Annotated in this window: 11 protein-coding genes and 3 pseudogenes; 5 read left to right on the forward strand and 9 right to left on the reverse strand. The window is 63.7% G+C overall.

The annotated features are described in order from the left end of the window. Positions 1-82 precede the first annotated feature (82 nt). Positions 83-529, forward strand: a complete 447-nt coding sequence (locus IFT54_RS18460) for a hypothetical protein (RefSeq protein WP_192071707.1) — start codon at positions 83-85, stop codon at positions 527-529. Between the two features lie 41 nt (positions 530-570). On the opposite strand, the gene IFT54_RS18465 is transcribed toward IFT54_RS18460, so the two are convergent. From IFT54_RS18465 to IFT54_RS18500, 8 genes and pseudogenes are all read right to left on the reverse strand, one after another. Next, positions 571-3,492 (reverse strand): TonB-dependent receptor, encoded by a 2,922-nt coding sequence (locus tag IFT54_RS18465; protein ID WP_244649243.1) that lies wholly within the window; start codon positions 3,490-3,492, stop codon positions 571-573. A gap of 119 nt (positions 3,493-3,611) precedes the next feature. Beyond that, complete coding sequence (locus IFT54_RS18470; protein ID WP_342354868.1) at positions 3,612-4,955, reverse strand: glycoside hydrolase family 27 protein; 1,344 nt, start codon at positions 4,953-4,955, stop codon at positions 3,612-3,614. 2 nt (positions 4,956-4,957) lie between these two features. Next, positions 4,958-5,986 (reverse strand): annotated as a pseudogene (locus IFT54_RS18475) (glycoside hydrolase family 43 protein); the annotation flags it as partial. Between the two features lie 2 nt (positions 5,987-5,988). Then, on the reverse strand, positions 5,989-7,023 hold the full coding sequence (locus IFT54_RS18480; RefSeq protein ID WP_192071708.1) for an arabinan endo-1,5-alpha-L-arabinosidase: 1,035 nt from the start codon (positions 7,021-7,023) through the stop codon (positions 5,989-5,991). Between the two features lie 51 nt (positions 7,024-7,074). After that, positions 7,075-8,637: an alpha-N-arabinofuranosidase gene (locus IFT54_RS18485; protein WP_192071709.1), complete on the reverse strand. Its 1,563-nt coding sequence runs from the start codon at positions 8,635-8,637 to the stop codon at positions 7,075-7,077. A 7-nt stretch (positions 8,638-8,644) separates the two neighbouring features. Further along, positions 8,645-9,571 carry a Gfo/Idh/MocA family protein gene (locus IFT54_RS18490; RefSeq protein ID WP_192071710.1) on the reverse strand — a complete coding sequence of 309 codons (927 nt, stop codon included), beginning with the start codon at positions 9,569-9,571 and terminating at the stop codon, positions 8,645-8,647. A gap of 2 nt (positions 9,572-9,573) precedes the next feature. Beyond that, positions 9,574-10,566, reverse strand: a complete 993-nt coding sequence (gene araD1, locus IFT54_RS18495; RefSeq protein WP_192071747.1) for an AraD1 family protein — start codon at positions 10,564-10,566, stop codon at positions 9,574-9,576. A 57-nt stretch (positions 10,567-10,623) separates the two neighbouring features. Further along, positions 10,624-12,177 (reverse strand): aldehyde dehydrogenase (NADP(+)), encoded by a 1,554-nt coding sequence (locus tag IFT54_RS18500; protein WP_192071711.1) that lies wholly within the window; start codon positions 12,175-12,177, stop codon positions 10,624-10,626. Positions 12,178-12,284: 107 nt separating this feature from the next. Here IFT54_RS18500 and IFT54_RS18505 point away from each other — a divergent pair, with 107 nt between their 5' ends. Next, a complete protein-coding gene (locus tag IFT54_RS18505) occupies positions 12,285-13,046 on the forward strand; it encodes a FadR/GntR family transcriptional regulator (protein WP_192071712.1) in 762 nt (253 codons plus the stop codon). 68 nt (positions 13,047-13,114) lie between these two features. On the opposite strand, the gene IFT54_RS18510 is transcribed toward IFT54_RS18505, so the two are convergent. Beyond that, on the reverse strand, positions 13,115-14,425 hold the full coding sequence (locus IFT54_RS18510; protein WP_192071748.1) for a sugar MFS transporter: 1,311 nt from the start codon (positions 14,423-14,425) through the stop codon (positions 13,115-13,117). 162 nt (positions 14,426-14,587) lie between these two features. On the opposite strand from IFT54_RS18510, the gene IFT54_RS18515 reads away from it, so the two are divergent. From IFT54_RS18515 to IFT54_RS20620, 3 genes and pseudogenes are all read left to right on the forward strand, one after another. Next, positions 14,588-15,745 (forward strand): aldose epimerase family protein, encoded by a 1,158-nt coding sequence (locus tag IFT54_RS18515; RefSeq protein WP_192071713.1) that lies wholly within the window; start codon positions 14,588-14,590, stop codon positions 15,743-15,745. Positions 15,746-15,780: 35 nt separating this feature from the next. Beyond that, a pseudogene (locus tag IFT54_RS18520) lies at positions 15,781-17,252 on the forward strand (IlvD/Edd family dehydratase); the annotation flags it as partial. Position 17,253: 1 nt separating this feature from the next. Then, a pseudogene (locus IFT54_RS20620) lies at positions 17,254-17,519 on the forward strand (dihydroxy-acid dehydratase); the annotation flags it as partial. Positions 17,520-17,547 lie beyond the last annotated feature (28 nt).

Raw genomic sequence — 17,547 nt, forward strand, 5'->3', positions numbered from 1 at the left:
CCTCACGGAACCTGAATCAGATCGCGCCTCTCACATCAATGGGTCCTGACCCTAGGAAATAGAATGACGGAGCTAAGTTTCGGTGGATCGCTTCGCAAATGCTCTTGCCGGTCATCCGATGAAAGACAATTCAGTAAGTAATGTCTTCAGAGATCAGTTCGCCAAGCTTAAGTCTCGTTTGATTGGCAGCCCGGAAGCGGAAGCCGAACAGGCGGTGGAACGCCAGCGCAAGCTGGCTGAGGTCTTTGCGCGGCCGCAACAAGCGAAGTTTAGGCGCGAATTCTTCGCCCTGTGGGGCGCGCGCTGCTTGATCAAGAAGTGCGAGACTTTGCCTGCTCTGGAAGCTACGTATCCGGAAGAGCGGGAAAGGCCAAGGTCTTGCTGCAACGCTTCGCAAGCGAACCCTTTGTTTGGTGGTTTAATGAACACGTGGTTGGGCGGCGAGCTCGCTACCGCAAAGACGCTAAGACCCATAATCGGTCATTTTTGCATGGGCTTGGGCTTAATAAGTTCTGCCATCCATTCATGAAGATGAACGGCAGAGCTCGGGAGCCAGTCCGCTGCTTAACCTCAGTCGAACTTAAAGCGCACACCAAGCGCAAAGGTTCGGTCGATCAGCAGCGTGCTGGAGTTGGACTGCTCAGGGTTACCGACATTGCCGAACTTGTAATAGCTCTGCTGATTTGCCTTGGTTAGATTCACAGCGTCGAAGGTCAAGCCAATATCGTTATTCACATTCAAGGTGAGCTGGAAGTCCAGGCTTTTTTCCGGCGCGCGCCAGAAGCCGATCGGGTTGGCAAACGCCCGGGCTTCGTTACTCTGCAAGAACCCTTTGCGCCAGACGTACGATAGACGCGCACCAATCGGACCGTTGTCGTAGGCCAGCGTCGCATTGTACGACAGTTTCGATACGCCGAAGAAGGCCGACTTCGTCGAACCCGTAATCTCGCCGACAGCGTTGGTAAGCGGAATGGTCTGTTCGGAATCTAGGATCGTAGCGCTGCCGGTGACACCCAACCCGTTCAGCGGACCAGGCAGATAGGTCGGGAAATAGGTCAGACCCAGTTCGACGCCCTTCAGGACGCCGTCCGAGGCGTTCACCGGACGAGTGATGTTAAACAATTCGGTATAGGTTTCATTGCGCGGTAGATAGTTGTTCGGGATCGCTTCACGCACTGTGAGCGGCACGACCAGCCCGTCGATCTCACGACGGAAGGCTGTTACGTAGATCGCGCTGTTGCGTTCGAAATACCATTCGACCGCCAGATCGATATTCTTCGAGTGCGTCGGGGTAAGGTTTGCCGTTCCCGACGTGCCCGAACCGAAGCCGATGCGCGACAAGTCGCCTGTCAGCACTGGATTGGGGTTCAGATCGCCGAAACTGGGACGCCGGAGCGTTTCGCCATAGTTGAAACGGACGCGCAGATTATTCCTGATCGCATAGCGCGCGGTAAACGAGGGTAGCCACTTCTCCGAACCGGTGGACACGCTCGTCCGAGCAAAGTTGGCACCGCGATCGAAATAGTCATAATCGGTATCGATCGCGACATAGCGTACGCCGGCCTGCAGCTGCAGCGGACGCCCGAAGATGCTGACTTCGCCATCGGCAAGCGCATAAGCGGCCACGTTCTTTTCCGAGATGCCGAACACCTGGCCGAAGCTCAGCTGATCGGAGAGCAATAGGCCGGGGGCCACGGCGCGATACAGCGTGCGGACGGCGTCGCGGTCCATGCTGCGCGGATCCGCCAGCACCCAGCTCGTCGGAATGTTCGCCTGACCGTCGAAGAAGCCGCTGTTGGTGAAGGGCTTGCCCTCGCCGAACGCCGCCAGCGTGGTGCCCAGCCCACCCGCGCCCTGGTCGCGCACGTAATTGTCAGCCTTGCGATCATCGAACCGGAAGCCCGTCTTGATGCGCCGCAGGAATCCTTCGTCCCAGCCATATTCGCCATCGAGCATCATTGTCAGCGCGCTACCGGTATTTTTGGTACCGCTGTCGAACAAATTACCGATCGTCCACGCCGTCGCGTCGGTCAGCACGGACTGATTGCCGAAGCTGTAAGACGGCAGCCCACCGCCCGCGTTGAAGTCCACGTCGATGTCGAGCGGCCCGCGATCCGTGCGGATGGCGAAGAACGAGGTCTTGTTCTTGCTGTCCTGATACGCGATGTCGGCCGAGATCTTGCCGCGATCGGCCACGTCCCACTTGGCGTTTAACGCATAGACATAGCTGTCGGTCTTGCTGGTGCCCGTGTCGCCGCTGTTGAACCCCGCGACCGATCCGACCTGACGCGACTTGATGATGTTCGTCCCGTCGAACAGCTCAAAGCTTGCTCCAGGATTGGCCGGCAGGTCGCCCCACCAGTCGACGAAACTGAAGTTCAGGCTGTTGAACGTCTTGCCCTTGAAGCCGGTGTAGAAGACTTCCGCCGTGTAGACCGAACGATCGTTAGGCGCCCATTGCAGCGCTGCATTGAACGCGCGACGTTCGCGCTTGCCGTAAACATCGGACGCGATGACCGCGTCTCTCGACAGATAATACGGCGTATTCACGCCATTGATGTTGAGCGTGGAGCCCGGCGCGGTGGGCAGACCTGCATCCAGGCCCGGCGTCCAGTTCTGGTTCCTGTCACCCGGGAAGATCCGCTGCAACGGGGTAAGGCCCGAACCCGCCGCCGGGTTTTCCGTTGCGAACGGCACCATCGCGCCAGCCTGCAAATTCTGGTTGCGGAATTGAGCGCGCGTGTAGCTGCCGTTTACGAGCAGCCCGATATCGCCAATGCCGGTTTTCCAACGGTCGCTGATTAACAGCGCAGCGTTTGGGTTCACTTTGTCAGCGAGTTCCGAATAGAGTCCGCGTACGAGGCCCGATATCGTGAAGCCGTCAAAATCGAGCGGGCGCCGGGTCTGAACATCGATCTGCCCGGCCAGGCCCGTTTCCAGCTGGTCAGCCGAGCGGGTCTTGTAGACGTCCACCTGCTTGACGAGGTTCGCCGAGATATCCTGTAGGGCGAATGACGTGCCGGCCGCGGTGAAGATGTTGCGCCCGTTTAGCGTCGTCAACGGATCGGTCAGACCTCGGATGGTGATCGTCGCCGCTTCGCCGCCGGCGCGATCAGTGACCTGAATACCGGTAACACGCTGAAGCGCTTCGACGACGTTATTGTCGGGGAGCTTACCGACATCTTCCGACACGATCGAATCGACAATCTGGATCGAATTCTTGCGCACGTTAAGCGCACCGACGATGCTGGCGCGGACACCTGTCACAACGATGTCAGCGTCGGTCTGATCAGTGGCAGTCTGGTCAGTCGCGGACTGCTCAGCCGCGGGCGGCGTCTGGGCAGCGTTGTTAACGACGCCCGCGGGCGTACCGGTCGCTGGCAGGCCGTTTTGATCCTGTGGCGTGGTCGGCACGGCCTGCGCATGTGCGGGGGCTCCCAGCACCAGCGCTGCGATCGATGCGGAACACAGAATTAATGATTTCATCGCCATCTAGCCTCTCCCTATCATGTCTATCCGACCTTATTGGCAGTCGGTATTACTCGGACATTCGTTATGATCGGAAGGACGTTAAAGCAAGGGTTATTTGGCCGACTACTCAGCAGGATATTTCAGCGAGGACTGAGGCGGTGCAATGCGGCGCCGTGCGGTGGCAGGCTTTTTACTAGCGTACCCGACGCCCTTTCCAGATCGCGTCGTATCCAAAGATCACGGACACCGACCGGTCCGTTCAGGCCGATCATGTCGAGGCAAAACCGCACAGATCGCCGGGATTTGTCGGTGTTAAATAGAGCGAGATAGCGGTCTCGCGATCCCGGCACACGCGCCGACCAGACCCGAATTCCGTCGGCGACGAAATGCGGCTGGTTGTCGTAGCTTGCTTGATTGACCGCTATGACCTCAGGGTTGGTGAGAAGGTCGAGCGTCGGGCGGTCGAGATAACGCAGGTCGCCGCCCATAATCAGCGGCGATCGCGCAATCGACCACAGGGTCATCAGTGTGCGCTGTTCGTCGGACGTAAACTTGGTGTCGCGCGCGCCCAGCGCCAGACGCCCAAGCGGGAGCATGTCCGCATCGGGCCAGCCGCCACGTACGCGGTGCGGGTTCCAGTTCTCCAAGCGGGTGAACTGCGCTTCGAGCAACGGCCACTCGTCCCAGAAATCGTCGCTGATCCGCCACATCTGCGCAAAGCGGCGAACGTGATCGGCACGGGATAGGGGCGTTTCTCCGGGCGACAGGCTCAGGATGATCGACCGCTTAGTCGCGACGATCGCGGCATGTGCAGCTTCGATCTCGGGGGCATGCGCGTCATAGGGGCGACTCATGTCGTCCATCTTGACCAAGTCGACGCCCCAGGATGCGTAGAGTGCGAACACGCTGTCGTAATAGGCTTGTGCGCCGGGCTTACGCATGTCGACGCCGTACATGTCCGGGTTCCAAGCACAGATGCTGGCGGTGTCGGCGATTTCGCGCGCGCGGTATTTCGTCCCGAACACCGGCAGGTTGTGCTCCACCGCCAGTCGCGGAATACCGCGCATCAGGTGGATGCCGAACTGCAGGCCGAGCGCGTGCACCCGGTCGGCGAGCGGGCGGAAGCCCTTGCCGCCGGCACTCGACGGGAACCGGTTCGGCGCGGGCAGCAACCGGCCATAGCCGTCCATCGCCGGGGTCGACTTGGTCGCGTAGGTGTAGCTGGTCGCCCCAGGCTCGTACCACTGAATATCGACGGTGAAGACATCATAGCCCGACGGTAGCAGCTTCTCCGCCATGATCGTCGCGGTCTCGATCGCCTGCGCCTCCGTGATCGTCGTCGCAAAACTGTTCCAGCTGTTCCAGCCCATTGGCGGCGTCGGCGCCAAGAGCTTCGAGCCAGCACTTGCGCCAGCGCCGATCGCGGCCGCGGGTACGGCTGCGGCTCCTGCTGCAAGGAACGTCCGGCGATCGAGACCGCTCACCGCAATGGGCCGTTGGCAACCGGTTCGCCGAAATTGGGGGTGCCGTCGGGCATGTACGTGAAGGTCTGGACGCGGGTGTGGCGGTTGGGATCGAACAGCGGGTCGCCCTTGATCGCCTCATAGTCGCGCGCGTGATAGACCAGAATATCGCGGCCGCGCTCGTCAACGGTGAAGCTGTTGTGGCCAGGCCCAAAGACCTTGTGCGCTGGCGAGGACTTGAACACCGGCTTCGGCGATTTCGTCCAGGCTGCCGGATCCATGATATCGGCATCGTCGCGCGCGGTCAGCATGCCCAGGCAATAGCGCGCATCGGTCGCACTCGCCGAATAGGTCATGAACAGCTTGTCGTTGCGCGCCAGCAGCGCCGGAGCCTCGGCGACCTTGAAGCCGCGGATCTCCCAATCAAGCGTCGGCACTGCCAGCCGCGCGGGCTTCGCCGCCAGCGTCAGCGGGGTTGCGAGCGGTGCGAGATAGAGGTTGCTGTTGGTCTCGATCCCCGGCTCGCGCTGTGCCCAGGCGAGATAGCGCGTGCCGCGGTGAACGAAGCTGGTCGAGTCGAGCGTGAAACTGTCCCACGGCGTCGTCAATTGCCCCAGCACGGTCCAGTTGCCGGTCATCGCGTCGGGTCCGTCGCAGACCACCGCGAAGGTGCGGATACGGAAAACGTCCTCGCCGCCGCCGCTCGGGCCTGCCGCGAAATACATGATCCAGCGGCCGTCGATCATGTGCAGCTCGGGTGCCCAAAGAAAACCGGACATCGGCCCGGTTTTCTCATGCCGCCACAACACGCGCTCCTTGGCTGTCGACAGCCCTGCCAGCGTGCGCGAGCGGCGTAGTACGAGCCGATCGTATTGGGGCACCGAGCCGGTCATGTAATAATAGCCGTCGGTGTGCAGAAAGACCTGTGCATCGGCACGCTGGCGGACCAGCGGGTTGACCGGCAGCGGCACTTTGGCCGCAAGCCGCGCGAGGGCGCCGCTTGCGGTCGCTGCGCCGGCACCGGCCAAGAACAGCCGTCGTGTGAAATTCATCATCATGGTCGGTTCTCCGCAATTGGCCAGCCATCTGCACCCCAGGCGATCGGTGCGATGCGCAACGTCGGGGTGCCTTTGGTCTGGGAATCATAGGCATGGTAGACGACATAGTCCTTGGCGTCGGTATCGTGCATCACGCCGGGGTGGCCGGGTCCGCGAAAGCGCTGCGTTTCCTGCAGGTCGGCGCGCAGGAAGATCGTCCCCCCGCCCTGCATCATCGCGCTGCCGTCCTTGCCGAGATACGGGCCGGTGATCGCCTTCGATCGGCCGACGACGGTGTAATAGGTGCTGTTCACGCCCTTGCAACAATAGTCGTAGCTCGCGAGCAGCCAGTAATAGCCGCCATGGACGATGATGAACGGCGCCTCGACCGGGGCGGGTCCGCCGGCTGGTGCGGGGCGGCGCGCGATCGCGTGAGGCTTCTCTACGGGGTCGAGTAGCTTGCCGGTCTTCGGGTTCAGCGCGAACAGCTTGATGCCGGTCCAGAAGCTGCCGAGCGATAGCCACTCGCGGCCCTGCGCATCGACGACATGGTTGGGATCGATCGCGTTGAAATCGTCCTTGGGCGTCGACATTACCACGAGTCCCTCGTCGCGCCAGCCATAGTCGGGCGCCTTGGGGTCGAGCGTCGGGCTGGTCGCGAGCCCGATCGCCGAGCGGTTCGAGCCGAAGGTGGAGACCGAATAATAAAGCCGGTACCGCCCGTCCCCGCTCCGCGAGATGTCGGGTGCCCACATCCCCTTGGTGCCCGGCACCGCTTTGGTCGCCCAGTCGGGCAGGCGCGACAGCGGCGGCGTACCCGCGGTCCAGTGGACCAGATCGGGCGAAGTGCGTGCGCTCAGCATCTGGCCGTCGAGCCCGGTGCCGTAGACGTAATAGGTATCCCCCGCCCGGATCATTACCGGGTCGTGAACGGGCACGATATCGCCGGTTAGACTGGCATTTAGTGTCGGCGGCGCATCGGCGGTTTGCGCCAGCACGCTACTTGCGAGCGTCAACGCGATCAGCCCGGTCGCCCATTTCGATGCGGCCATCGTCTCTCTCCCGGTAGGTACGCCCGCCGGTTGCTCCGGCGGGCGTCACGATCACTTCAGTTCGAGCATCACCACCGACATTGGTGGCAACGTCACCGACAGGGTGCCACCGCTCAGGCTAGCGCCAGTGAATGCCTTCGGTGCGACCGCGTTGGGCGCCTCGAAGGTGTTGAGCGCAGTCATCGTCGGCGCGGTCAGCACCTGCCCGGTGACGGTCTGCGCCGTCACGCCCGGCAGCGCGGCGGACACGCTGGTAGGCTTGTTCGGATCGAGGTTCGAGAGCGCGATCCGCACCACGCCGTCCTTGCCGCGGACGGCAGATGCGCTGACCGACGGCATCGTCCACTGGTCCTTGTTGTACCAGGGCGACTTGATGTCGATCGGCAAGACAGTGCCGTCCATGTACGGCTTGTACATCGCGAACACGTGATAGGTCGGCGTCAGCACCATCTTGCTGCCGTCGGTCAAGATCATCGCCTGCAGCACGTTCACCATCTGCGCGATCGCGGTCATCTTCACACGGTCGGCATGCTTGGCGAAGATGTTAAGGTTGATCGCGGTGACCAGCGCGTCCCGCAGCGTGTTCTGCTGGCGCAGGAAACCGGGGTTGGTGCCCGGATCGCCGGCATACCACGTGCCCCACTCGTCGACCGCGAGCCACATCGTCTTCTTCGGATCGACCTTGTCCATGATCGCCGAATGTTTGGTAATCAGCTCGTCCATCCTGAGCGTCTCGGACAACGTCTCGGCCCAGCCGCGCTCGTCAAACACGGTCGCGGACGCACGCGGCGGCCAGCCACCGGGGATCGTATAGTAATGCAGCGACAGCGCATCCACCTTGCCGACCAGCTCACGCGCCATTGTCTCGGTCCAGTGATAGTCGTCGACGTTGGCGCCGCTCGCGATCTTCATGACGCGCGTATTTGCGGGCGCCTTGATGAAGGTGGCGTAACGTCGCGTGACGTCGGCGGCATACTCCGCGCGCATGTTGCCGCCACAGCCCCACAGCTCATTGCCGACGCCGAAATACGGCACTGCCCACGGCGCCTTGTGGCCGTTTTTTGCGCGTTCGTCGGCCAGAGCGCCGGCGGGCGAGGTCATATATTCGACCCACTCCGCCATTTCCTGCGGCGTGCCGTTGCCGACGTTGCCCGCTATGTAGGCTTCGGCGCCCAGCTGTCCGGCAAGCTCCATGAACTCGTGCGTGCCGACCGTATTCGGCTCGGTCACGCCGCCCCAGTGCGTGTTGATCTTGGTCGGGCGCTTAGCCTTGGGGCCGATCCCTTCTCGCCAGTGGTATTCGTCGGCAAAACAGCCGCCCGGCCAGCGCACCACCGGCACGCCTATCCCGCGAAGCGCGGTGACGACGTCAGTACGAAATCCGCGGACGTTGGGAATCTTTGACTTGTCCCCAACCCAGAGCCCGCCATAGATGCCGGTGCCGAGATGTTCCGCGAACTGCGTAAAGATGCGGCGATCATAGGTCGGGCCGGGCGTGTCCGCATGGACGGTCACGGTTGCCGCAGCCGACGTGGGGGCGTCGGTCTGCGCGGTGCCGATACCGGCGGTCGAGAGCAGCAGCGCGGCGGCGAGGCCCTTCAGCGTGCGGGTCATTTTTGCCTCAATCATTAAAAGTCTCCACGGATTTGCGGGTGCCGCGCAGGAATGCGTCGGCGACGAGTGTGAAGGGGGTCGTGTCGACCTCGCTGCGCCCGTCGCGGACCAGGGCGGCGAAGCGCGCGTAGAGCCCGGCATATTCGGCATCGTCATGCTCGCTGCTGCCTTCGGGCAGCGTTAGCACCGCGCCGCCTTTGGCGAGACGGAGCGTGCCGGCGTCGGTGTCGACGACGATGTCCCAGCTTTGCGGGCCCGTCTGGCGCCAGTCGAGATCCATCGTGATCGGCGTGCCCGACGCACTGCGGAAGGCAAGATCGGCAGCAATGGGCGCGGCACGATTGGCCGGTGTCGACAGGGTCGCAGACGCAAGGAAGAACGGCTCGGGCAGGATCTCCGTCGCGATCGACAAGGCATTGATGCCAGGATCGAACACGCCAAGCCCGCCCGGCTCCCAGATCCACGCCTGGCCAGGATGCCAGACGCGGACGTCTTCGCGCCAGACGATCGACACGCGGTCGATGCGACGGTCGGCAAGCCAGGCCTTGGCGGGTGCGACACCCGCCGCGAACCGCGAATGCCAGCCGGCGAACAGCGTTGCGCCGGTCTGTGCGGCCTGAGCCTCGAGCGCGTCGACCTCCGCGAGTGTCGCGCCCGGCGGCTTTTCGAGGAACACGTGCAGGCGCTTGTCGAGCGCCATCGCGGCGAGCGAGTAGCGCACCTGCGGCGGCGTGCAGAGCGCGATTGCGTCAATCGCCGGACCGTCGGCGAGCAACGCCTCCAGCGACCTGAAGTTGGCGACGCCCTCGACGCCCGCATCCCGCGGGCTGACGCTGGCGACGAGGTCGAATTCGGCGTTGCCTGCGATCGCGGGTAGATGCTGGTCGCGGGCGATCTTGCCCATGCCGACAATCGCGATGCTGATAGCTGCCATACTCAGAGCGCCTTCACGACGACAGGCTGCGGTGCTGCCTTGGTCAGCGTGTTGCGCAAGGGAAGCGTGAACGGCGCGGCCTCGATCTCGAATACGTCGCCTTCGCGCGTTGTCACGCCGTCGGCGAATGACAGCGTTGCGGTGCCGAAGAAGTGGACATGGACATCGCCTGGGCGACGGAACAGGTCATATTTGAAATGATGCGTCTCGAGGTTGGCAATGCTGTGCGACATGTTCGCCTCGCCCGACAGGAACGGCTTTTCCCACAGGACGGCGCCGTCGCGGTGGATCCGGCTCATGCCCTCGATATGCGCGGGCGGCGTGCCGACCAGCAATTCAGGCCCGAGCGAGGCCTGGCGCAGCTTGGAATGCGCGAGCCAGAGGTAGTTGTGGCGCTCCGTGACATGATCGCTGAACTCGTTGGCAAGGCACAGACCAAGGCGAAACGGCGTTCCGTCCGGACCGATCAGGTAGATCCCGGCAAGCTCAGGCTCCTCGCCGCCGTCTTCGGCAAAATCGGGCATCGCGAGCGCGGCACCCGGTGCGACCAGACCCGAGCCATCACCCTTGTAGAACCATTCGGGCTGCTGGCCGCGTGTCCCTTCTTCCGGCTTGCCGCCCTCGACGCCTTCGAGGAACATCCGCATCGAATCCGTCTGCTTCTCGGCGTCCGCGGCCGCGCGGTGCATCTTGTCGCGGCCCTCAGCCGAACCGAGATGCGTCAGGCCGGTGCCCGTCATTATGAGGTGGGCCGGATCGACATGATCGATCGGTGAGGTCAGGCGACCAGCGGCGAGCTCAGCGGCGATGTCGACGCTCGCGCCTGTTCCACAAGCTGCAACTGCGCCGGCGAGATCGGTGCCATCGGCGAGCGCACGTTCGGCGAGCGCGCGGACGCTGTCTACGCCGGTAACGAACGTGGCCCCTTCACTAGTGGCAGCGATCACCGATCGCGTGCCGTCGACGCCAACATGCTGCAACAGGCGCAAAATCATCACACTCTCTCTCCTAAGCGGGACGCCGTTGTTACGGTTCGTCCCCAGTATCTTGATTTAGATGGCGGGAACGCCGTCGATAAGTCGCGGCACGGTCGTGCCGTCACGCAGAACCTCCGGCAGTAGTTCGGGCAGCAGATTCTGGTACGACACCGGCCGCAGGAACCGGTCGATCGCCAGGCTGCCGACCGAAGTCGTGCGGCCGTCCGACGTCGCCGGGAACGGCCCGCCATGGACCATGGCATGCGCGACCTCGACACCCGTCGGCCATCCATTGGCCAGGATCCGCCCCGCCTTGCGCTCGAGCCGCGGGATCAGGCGCGACGCCATCCCGGCATCGCCCGTATCCATCTGGATGGTCGCCGTAAGCTGACCCTCGGCGGCACCCAGTACGGCGTGGAGTTCGTCCTCGCTCGTGCAGCGTACCAGCAACGACGACGCACCGAACACCTCATGGCCCAGCGCCTTGTCGCTCAGGAACTGTGCGGCGGTCGTTTCGAAGAATACCGCCTGCCCTTGCGCAACGCCTTCGCCGACCTTGCCGCGCGCGATCTCGTTCACCGCGTCGTGGCCGGCAAGGGCGGCGATGCCCTGCTCGTAGGCGGCATGGATGCCGCTGGTGAGCATCGTTGCGGCAGGAGCCTCGGGCAACGACGTTGCGGCCGCGGACACGAATGCGTCGAGCCCCTCGCCCTCGAGCGCGAGCACGAGACCGGGATTGGTGCAGAACTGGCCCGCGCCCATCGTCAGTGACCCGACGAACGCCGTACCGAGCGCAGCGCCACGGGCCTTCAGCGCTTCGGGCAGCAGCACCACCGGGTTGATGCTTGACATCTCAGCATAGACCGGGATCGGGACTTCGCGAACCTGCGCCAGCTTGGCCAAGGCCAGCCCGCCAGCCCGCGAACCGGTGAACCCGACAGCGGCGATCCTCGAATCCTGCACCAGCGCGCTGCCAAGCTCGTTGCCGGGGCCGACCAGATGGGAGAACACGCCCTTGGGCAGCCCACACGCCGCGACCGCGGCATCGATCGCGCCAGCGACCATTGCGCCGGTGGCGGGATGTGCAGGATGACCCTTGACGACGACCGGGCAACCGGCTGCCAGCGCCGACGCGGTGTCGCCACCGGCAGTCGAAAAGGCGAGCGGGAAATTGCTCGCCCCGAACACCGCGACCGGACCGAGCGGGATCATACGCAAGCGCAGGTCAGGACGCGGCAACGGTGCGCGATCGGGGAGTGCCGGATCGATCCGCAACCCCATCCAGCCGCCACGGCGAACGACGCCTGCGAACAGCTTCAACTGGCCGACGGTACGCCCGCGCTCGCCCTCCAGCCGGGCGCGCGGCAGGCCACTCTCGCGCATCGCGGTGACGATCAGGTCGTCGCCCAGTGCGACGATCTCCGCGCCGATCCGCTCCAGGAAGTCCGCCCGTGCGTCATTGGTGGTCGCGCGGTATACGTCGAACGCGGCTTCTGCAGCGGCGCAGCCCGCTTCGACGTCGCCATGACCATGAACCGCAATCGGATCGCCTACGGTCGCACCCGTTGCCGCCTCGACGGACCAGAAGCCTGTATCGTGAACCTTGTTCGTGAAAAACACGTCGGCCATGTGGTATCCACTCCTTATACTCTGACATATAAGGCTCGTTTGAGTTTGGCAATCTACGACATTCCTCCATTTGGAACGGCGTGGTATCTGTCGAACAGGGAGCGCGAATGACTAAGACTCAAGACGTTAACGACGTCGTTGATGCGATAAGTGAACCGCCGCGGGCCACCCGTGGTACGGGAAGACGGTTGCACGGGGCCGTAGCTCACAAGCTGGGAACGGCGATATTGTCCGGGAAATACGCGCCTGGCGACACGCTTTCCGGGGAGGTCGAGTTCTCAGCGATGCTGGACGTGTCGCGTACTGCTTACCGCGAAGCCATCCAGGTCCTGACTGCCAAGGGGCTCGTGGAGAGCCGTCCGAAAATCGGAACGCGCATACTGCCGCGCAGCCGGTGGAACTTGCTCGATCCCGACGTTCTGGCGTGGTCGTTCGCCTGCGAACCTGACATCGGATTGATCCGCAGTCTCTTCGAACTTCGCGCGATCGTCGAGCCTGCCGCGGCGGCGCTGGCCGCCCAGAGACGCGAGCGCAGCGACCTCAAGATCATGAAGGATGCGCTGGCGGCGATGCGGCGGCATACCTTGGCCACCGAAGCCGGCCGCGCGGCGGACCGCGAGTTTCACGATGCGGTACTGACCGCGACGCGCAACGATGCATTGATCGTACTGAGCGCGAGCATCGGCGCCGCGGTCGGTTGGACCACTCAGTTCAAGCAGCGCGCACGTGCCCTGCCTCGCAATCCCATCCCGGATCACGCGCTGGTCTACGACGCGATCGCTTCAGGCGATGCGAACGGTGCCAGCACGGCGATGCGAACCCTGGTCGATCTGGCGCTGGAGGATACGAAGCTGGCGATGGCGGGCTGATCGCACGCCACCGTCGTTTCGGCGTCCTTTGCTCTGACTAACCGCAGCCTGGTTAAGCTGAACTCTGATTAAGGAACGGGAACGGGATCAGGCAGCGCGTCGGTCACGCGCGACCCCCATACCGCGTAGAACAGGATATAGAGTTCGCACACGGCGGTCAGCAGGAACGAGATCTGCAACCCGTAGGTGTCGGCGAGCCAACCCTGGACGATCACTAGCGCGCCGCCGGCTATTGCCATGATCAGCAGCCCCGACCCTTCTTCGGTCAGCGGCCCCAGGCCACGGATGCCGAGAGTGAAGATCGTCGGAAACATGATCGAGTGGAAGAGCCCGACCGAAATCAGCGACCACATCGCGACATGGCCGGTGGTGAAGGTCGCGATCAACATGACGACGAACGCGCCGATGCTCGCCACCGCCAGCACGCGCTCGGCGGGGATCGTCCGCATCACTACGCTGCCGACCAGTCGGCCGACCATCATACCGCCCCACAGGACGAACAGGTAATGCGAGGCCTGCTCGTGCGTGAGGTTGCCGATGTCCGGCTGGCTGACGAAATTGATGAACAGGTTGGCGACGCCGATCTCGGCGATAAGATAGATGAAGATCGCCGGAATGCCGAGTACGAGGTTGCGGTGCGACCACAGGGACAGCCCCTTACGCTCCGTCTTTGCCGAGCGCTGCGTCGATGCGCCCATCGCCGGCAACGGGAAGCGCGCGATGACGATCGCGAGCACCACCAGTACGCCGGCGACGATGAGATACGGCAACACCACCGACTGTGCGTCGGCGAGCCGTTCGGCCGGCGTGAGGAGTGCCGTTGACCCAGCAACCGCGGTACCGGAGGTTGAGCGGCCGAGGATCAGATATCCACCGAACAGCGGCGCGAGCGTGGCGCCCGCCGAGTTGAACGCCTGGACCAGGTTGAGCCGCGACGAGGCGGTCTCAGGCGGGCCGACGACGGCGACATACGGGTTGGCGGCGACCTGCAGCAGCGTGATCCCACTGGCGATCACGAACAGCGCGAATAGCGTGACGCCGTAGGAGGGCAGCCGCGCGGCGGGTACCATCATCAACGCTCCAACCGCCATCAGACCCAGCCCGAACACCATCGCGCGCTGGTAGCCGACCCGTTCGATCAGCTTGGCCGACGGGATCGACGCGAAGAAATAGGCGATGAACCAGACGCTCTCGATCAGCGTGGTCTGTGTGTAGCTGAGGTCGAACACGCTGCGCAGGTGCGGCAGCAGCGTGTTGTTGATGACGGTGATGAAGCCCCACATGAAGAACAGACTGGCCAGCAGCGTCAACGCGGATCGGTAGCTTGGCCCCCCGCTTGGCGGCACTTGTGTCGCAGCACTCTCAACCTGTCGTTGCATCTGTATCGGCATCGCCATAATCGTTCATCCTCCGTGCCATGTCGGCGACTGATCGACGGACTTTGGTCGATCGTCTTTTCCCGCACGGCTTGCCCAGAAATATATTGTCTGACTATATAGCCGCATAAGGCGCGTCAACGGCGCCGAACGATTAAGGACGGGATGCGCGCAATGATTAAGTCGGTGTCGAAGTCGGGGATCATACTATCAGTCGCACTGGCGGCGCTGACGGCTCAGGCCGCCAACGCCGCGACGGCCAAGCGCGGTGCATTCGGCACCCTGCCCGACGGTACCGCGATCGAGGCGGTGACGTTGACCGGCAGCAACGGCGTCAGCGCGAGGATCATGACGCTCGGCGCGACGCTCCAGTCGTTCAGCGCGCCCGACCGCAACGGCAAGACGGTCGACATCACGCTCGGCTATGACGATGCTGCAAGCTATGTCAGCGCACCGAACTTCTGGGGCCAGACGGTCGGACGCTATGCCAATCGGATCGCCGGTGGCCGTTTCGAGCTTGACGGCAAGGCGTATCAGCTCCCGCTCAATGACAAGACCAACAGTTTGCATGGCGGCACTACCGGTTTTGACAAGCGGGTCTGGAAGATCGTCTCGGTCACGAACGGCGCGCAGGCGAAGGTCGTGATGACGATGACCAGCCCGGCAGGGGACCAGGGCTATCCGGGCACGCTTGCGGTCAAGGTCGCCTATGCGCTTGACGACAAGGGCGGACTGACGATCGACTTCGATGCGACGGCCGACGCGCCGACGATCGTCAACCTGACCAACCATGCGCTGTTCGACCTCGCCGGCGAAGGCTCGGCGACCGGGATCTACGGCCAGCGTCTGACCATCCGCGCCCGCCGCTATACGCCCGTCGATGCTGCGCTGATCCCGACCGGCGAGTTGAAGCCAGTAGCCGGCACCGTGTTCGACTTCACCAAGGGCCGGGCGCTGTCAGATGGCATCCGTGACGGCCGCGATCCGCAGATCGTCATCGGCCGCGGCTGGGACCACAATTTCGTGCTCGACAAGGGCGCGAGCGCGGAGCCCGGCTTGGCCGCCCGCGTCGAGGACCCTGCATCGGGTCGCGTGCTCGAAGTATTCACGACGGAGCCTGGCGTGCAATTTTACTCGGGCAATTTCCTCGACGGCTCGCTGGTCGGCAAGTCAGGTCACGTCTATCGGATGGGCGACGGCCTAGCGCTCGAACCACAGAAGTTTCCCGACACGCCTAACCAGCCGGCGTTCGGCTCAGCGCGCGTCGACCCGGGCAAGCCCTATCACCACCGCATGATCTACCGCGTCTCCGTCGCCCGCTGACCCCCCGCTGATCCGATTTCCAGAAAGCCCAATCGATGACCGACTTGACCACGCCTCTTCAGAAGCTTCGTTCGCGCGCCTGGTTCGACAACCCCGAGAACATCGACATGACCGCGCTTTATCTGGAGCGCTATCTGAACTTCGGGTTGAGCCTGGAAGAACTGCGTTCGGGCAAGCCGATCATCGGCATCGCGCAGACCGGCAGCGACCTCAGCCCCTGCAACCGCCATCACCTCGTGCTCGCCGAACGGCTGCGCGAAGGCATCCGCGAGGCGGGCGGCATCGCGCTCGAATTCCCGGTCCACCCGATCCAGGAAACCGGCAAGCGCCCGACCGCGGGGCTCGACCGCAACCTCGCCTATCTAGCGCTGGTCGAGGTGCTCTACGGCTATCCGCTCGACGGCGTCGTACTGACGATCGGCTGCGACAAGACGACGCCCGCCTGCCTGATGGCCGCCGCCACGGTCAACATTCCCGCGATCGCACTGTCGGTCGGGCCGATGCTCAATGGCTGGCACAAGGGCGAGCGGACCGGCTCGGGCACGATCGTGTGGAAGGCGCGCGAGCTGCTCGCGACCGGCGCGATCGACGATGAAGGCTTCATCAAGCTCGTCGCTTCGTCGGCGCCCTCGACCGGCTATTGCAACACGATGGGCACCGCGACGACGATGAATTCGCTCGCCGAGGCGCTCGGCATGCAGCTGCCCGGCTCGGCCGCGATTCCGGCGCCCTACCGCGACCGCCAGGAAGTCGCGTACAAGACCGGCAAGCGCATCGTCGACATGGTCGCCGAGGATCTGAAGCCCAGCGACATCCTAACCAGGGAGGCGTTCCACAACGCGATCGTCGTCAATTCGGCGATCGGCGGATCGACCAACGCGCCGATCCACCTCGCCGCGATCGCGCGCCACATCGGCGTCGACCTGCCGATCGACGACTGGCAGACGCACGGTCACAAGGTCCCGCTGATGGTCAACCTTCAGCCCGCCGGCGAGTATCTCGGCGAGGATTATTACCATGCCGGCGGGGTGCCAGCGGTGGTCGCCGAGCTGATGAAGCAGGGCCTGATCCACGAAGACGCGATGACTGCCAACGGCAAGAGCATCGGCGACAATTGCCGCACCGCGACGATCGAGGACGAGCGCGTCATCCGCCCGTTCGCGACCCCGCTGCTGGAGGATGCCGGCTTCATCGTCCTGCGCGGTAACCTGTTCGACAGCGCGATCATGAAGACGAGCGTCATCTCGCCGGAATTCCGCGAACGCTATCTCAGCAATCCGGACGATCCCGAAGCGTTCGAAGGCCCCGCGGTCGTGTTCGACGGCCCCGAGGATTACCACCACCGGATCGACGATCCGTCGCTCGGCATCACCACCGATACGCTGCTGTTCATGCGCGGTGCCGGCCCGATCGGCTATCCGGGTGCCGCCGAAGTCGTCAACATGCGTCCGCCCGCTTATCTCATCCGCGAAGGCGTTCACGCGCTTCCCTGCATCGGCGACGGTCGNGCCTCGCGCTGATCCGCACCGGCGACCGGGTTCGCATCGATCTCGGCAAGGGCAGCGCCGATGTCCTGATCTCCGATGAGGAACTGGCCGAGCGGCGCCGCACGCTGACTGCGGCGGGCGGCTATGCCTTCCCGCGCTCGCAGACGCCGTGGCAGGAAATCCAGCGCGCCACCGTCGGCCAGATGGAAACCGGCGCCATCCTCGAAGGTGCCGAGAAATACCAGCGGATCGCGCAGACGATGGGTCTACCGCGCGACAATCACTGATAAAGATGCAGTATCGCCTTCCTATGTG

Source organism: Sphingomonas sp. CFBP 13714, from assembly GCF_014842205.1.
Lineage (GTDB): Bacteria > Pseudomonadota > Alphaproteobacteria > Sphingomonadales > Sphingomonadaceae > Sphingomonas > Sphingomonas aerolata.

Coding starts and splice junctions, on each gene's coding strand:
- IFT54_RS18465 (WP_244649243.1), bottom strand. CDS start 3,492: ATGGCGATGAAATCATTAATTCTGTGTTCCGCATCGATCGCAGCGCTG.
- IFT54_RS18480 (WP_192071708.1), bottom strand. CDS start 7,023: ATGGCCGCATCGAAATGGGCGACCGGGCTGATCGCGTTGACGCTCGCA.
- IFT54_RS18485 (WP_192071709.1), bottom strand. CDS start 8,637: ATGACCCGCACGCTGAAGGGCCTCGCCGCCGCGCTGCTGCTCTCGACC.
- IFT54_RS18490 (WP_192071710.1), bottom strand. CDS start 9,571: ATGGCAGCTATCAGCATCGCGATTGTCGGCATGGGCAAGATCGCCCGC.
- araD1 (WP_192071747.1), bottom strand. CDS start 10,566: ATGATTTTGCGCCTGTTGCAGCATGTTGGCGTCGACGGCACGCGATCG.
- IFT54_RS18500 (WP_192071711.1), bottom strand. CDS start 12,177: ATGGCCGACGTGTTTTTCACGAACAAGGTTCACGATACAGGCTTCTGG.
- IFT54_RS18505 (WP_192071712.1), top strand. CDS start 12,285: ATGACTAAGACTCAAGACGTTAACGACGTCGTTGATGCGATAAGTGAA.
- IFT54_RS18510 (WP_192071748.1), bottom strand. CDS start 14,425: ATGCAACGACAGGTTGAGAGTGCTGCGACACAAGTGCCGCCAAGCGGG.
- IFT54_RS18515 (WP_192071713.1), top strand. CDS start 14,588: ATGCGCGCAATGATTAAGTCGGTGTCGAAGTCGGGGATCATACTATCA.